Consider the following 3,496-nt stretch of genomic DNA (forward strand, 5'->3'; position numbering starts at 1 on the left):
GGGCGCGTCGGCGGGGGCCGGCAGCGGCGGCCCCACGGCCAGGGAGAGGCGGGCTTCCGCGCCCGCGGGCTGCACGTCTGGCGTGGTCGTGTCCATGTCTCCCGTGTGTCGGGGGCGGAGGCGGGTCATCGCTGACCCACCCGGCCCAGGCAGGCCCGCAGGGACGCCGCCAGGGACTGTACCCGGGGCTCCTGGAGCATGGTGAAGTGGTCTCCGGCGGCGCTGAGCACCTCGACCCCACCCCGGCAGAGCGCCTCCCAGTCGATCACCCGGTCGCCCGGAGGGGCTCCGGCCGGGCGCTCGGCCGCCTGGAAGAAGAGGACGCGCCCGTCGTACTCCCCCGGCAGGTAGCTGCGCAGCGCGCGGAGGTGGGCGCGGCGCACCCGGAGCAGGTCGTGCAGCCGGCCGGCGTCCACGTCGGCGGGGAGCACCCCGGCGGCCACAGCCTCGGCGCGGACGTACTCAACGCGCTCCCGGGTGGGAAGCGCGCGCAGGCGCGCCTCCGAGAACGACGCGGGGAGGCGCCCTTCCGCCATCCCCCGGAGCGCCTCGACCAGGAACGCCGCCTCGTCCTCCGCGTCCGCCGCGCGCACCGCCCGCGGCGCGTCGAGGAGGGCGAGCACCTCCACCTCATCTCCCGCGGCCCGGAGCTGCCGCGCCATCTCGAACGCCACCACCCCGCCCATCGACCAGCCGCTAAGCGCGTACGGCCCCGCCGGCTGGACCTCGCGGAGGGCCGCCACGTAACGCTCCGCCATCTCCTCCACCCGGGCCAGCGGCTCCCCGCCGTCGAGCCCCGGGGCCTGGAGGGCGTAGAAGGGCTGCTCCGGCCCGAGGTGGTGCGCCAGGCGCCCGTAGGAGAGGACGTGGCCGTCGGCGGCGTGGACGCAGAAGAAGGGGCGCCCCGTCCCCTCGCGCCGGATGCCGACCAGCGGCGGGGCCGGGACCCTCCGCCGCCCCCCGTCGAGCAGGGCGGCCATGCTCTCCACCGTGGCTCCCGCGAAGAGCGCGTGCAGGGGGACCTTCTGCCCGAGCGCGCGCTCCACCCGGGAGACGAGCCGGACCGCCAGCAGGGAGTGCCCGCCCAGGGCGAAGAAGTCCTCGTCCACCCCCACGCGCTCCACGCCCAGCACCTCCGCCCAGATCGCCGCCATGCGCGCCTCCTGCGGGGTGCGCGGGGCGGTGTACCGCTCCGCGGAGGCCGCGGCGTCGGGCGCCGGGAGGGCGCGGCGGTCGGTCTTGCCGTTGCCGGTGAGGGGGATCCGCTCGAGCGCCACGAAGGCGGCCGGGACCATGTAGTCGGGGAGGTGGGCGCCCAGGTGGTCGCGCAGCTCCCGCTGCGACGGCGCCCCGCCCTCGGCGGTCAGGTACGCCACCAGGCGCCGGTCGCCGGGCACGTCCTCGCGCAGCACGACCACGGCCTCGCGGACCGCGGGGTGCCGGGTCAGCGCCGCCTCGATCTCCCCGGGCTCGATGCGGAAGCCGCGCACCTTGACCTGCTCGTCCATGCGGCCCAGGTACTCCAGCTCCCCCGTGGGGAGCCAGCGCGCCAGGTCGCCGCTCCGATACAGCCGGGCGCCCGCGCCGCCGGTGAACGGGTCGGGGACGAAGCGCGCGGCCGTCAGCTCCGGCCGCCCCAGGTAGCCGCGCGCCACCCCGGCGCCCGCCACGTACATCTCCCCGGGCACGCCGACGGGGACGGGGCTCCCGTGCGGGTCCAGCACGTACACCCCCAGGTCCGGGATCGCCCGGCCGATGGGGCTCACGGAGCCGCGCTCCACGTCCTCCGCCGTGATGGGGTGGAAGGTGACGTGCACGGTGGTCTCGGTGATCCCGTACATGTTCACCAGCCGCGGCCGCTCCAGGCCGTGCCGGGTCGTCCAGGGGCGCAGCGAGCCCGGCTCCAGCGCCTCCCCGCCGAACACCACCCAGCGAAGCGCCAGCTCCTCCGGCGGCGCCGCCTCGTCCTCGGCGATCAGCTGGCGGAAGGCGGAGGGGGTCTGGTTGAGCACCGTCACCCGCTCGCGGGCCAGCAGCTCCCTGAAGGCCTCCGGCGAGCGGCTGGTCTCCCAGGGGACCACGACCAGACGCCCGCCGTGGAGGAGCGCGCCCCAGATCTCCCAGACGGAGAAGTCGAAGGCGTACGAGTGGAACAGCGTCCACACGTCGTCCTCTCCGAAGCCGAACCAGGGCTCGGTGGCGGTGAAGAGGCGGACGACGTTGGCGTGGGTGACCTGCACGCCCTTGGGGCGGCCGGTGGAGCCGGAGGTGTAGATCACGTACGCCAGCCCGCCGGGGCCCGCCGTCTCCGGCAGAGGCGCGTCGTCCTCGCCGGCGATCCGCTCCCATTCGGCATCCAGCGCCACGGTCAGGAGGGCGCCCTCCGCGGCGGCCGGGAGCCGGCCGCGGACGCCCTCGCGCGTGAGCACCACGCCGACCCCGGAGTCATTGACCGCGTAGGCGAGCCGCTCGGCGGGGTAGTCGGGATCCAGCGGCACGTACGCGCCGCCCGCCTTGAGCACCCCCAGGACCGCCACCACCGTTTCCAGAGAGCGCTCCAGGCAGAGCCCCACCGGCACCTCGGGCCCCACGCCGCGGGCGCGCAGCCAGCGGGCGAGGCGGTTGGAGCGGCCGTCCAGCTCTGCGTACGTGAGCGACTCCCCCTCGAAGCTCACGGCGGCGCGGCCGGGCGTCCGCGCGGCCTGCGCCGCGAACAGCCCCTGCAGGGTGGCGTCCGCCGGGAAGGCCCCGGCCGGCGCCCCGAAGCGGCGGAGGACCTGGTCCCGCTCGTGGGCGTCCAGCAGCTCCAGCCCGGAGAGGCGCCGCTCCGGCGCCGCGGCGGCCCCCTCCAGCAGGACGCGGAAGTGCCCCAGCATCCGCTGCACCGTGGAGGCGTCGAAGAGCTCGGTGGAGTACTCCAGCGAGCCGGCGAGCCCCCCGCCGCTCTCCGCCAGCGCCAGGGTCAGGTCGAACTTGGCGGTGGTGGTGCCCAGCCGCAGCGGCGCCGCCTCCACCCCGGGGAGCCGCGGCGGCGCGGAGGGCGCGCTCTGCAGCGCCAGCACCACCTGGAAGAGCGGCGTGTGCGACAGGCTCCGCCCGGGGGCGACCTCCTCCACCAGGCGCTCGAAGGGGAGGTCCTGGTGCGCGTACGCCCCCAGCGCCCCCTCGCGAACGCGGCCCAGCAGCTCCGCGAACGACGGGTCGCCGCCGAGGTCCGCCCGCAGCGCCAGGGTGTTGGCGAAGAAGCCGATCAGCCCCTCGGTGTCCGGGTGCGTCCGCCCGGCGATGGGGGTGCCGACGACGACGTCCGTCTGCCCGGACCAGCGCGCCAGCAGCGCCTGCCATCCCGCGAGGACGGTCATGAACAGCGTGGCCCCCTCGCGCCGGGAGAGGCCGCGCAGGGCGTCCGCCAGCTCCGGCGGGAGGACCGCCTCCACCGCGGCGCCGCCGCGGCCCCGCACCGCGGGGCGCGCCCTGTCGGTGGGGAGCTCCAGGG

At 76.8% G+C, this 3,496-nt stretch carries 1 protein-coding gene; it reads right to left on the bottom strand.

The genetic code is table 11. From position 1 onward, the window contains the following. Positions 1 to 125: 125 nt before the first annotated feature. Positions 126 to 3,496, bottom strand: a 3,371-nt coding sequence (locus VGR37_20290) for an amino acid adenylation domain-containing protein (GenBank protein ID HEV2149751.1), incomplete at its 5' end; no start/stop codon positions are given.

Source organism: Longimicrobiaceae bacterium, assembly GCA_035936415.1.
Taxonomy (GTDB): Bacteria; Gemmatimonadota; Gemmatimonadetes; order Longimicrobiales; family Longimicrobiaceae; genus JAFAYN01.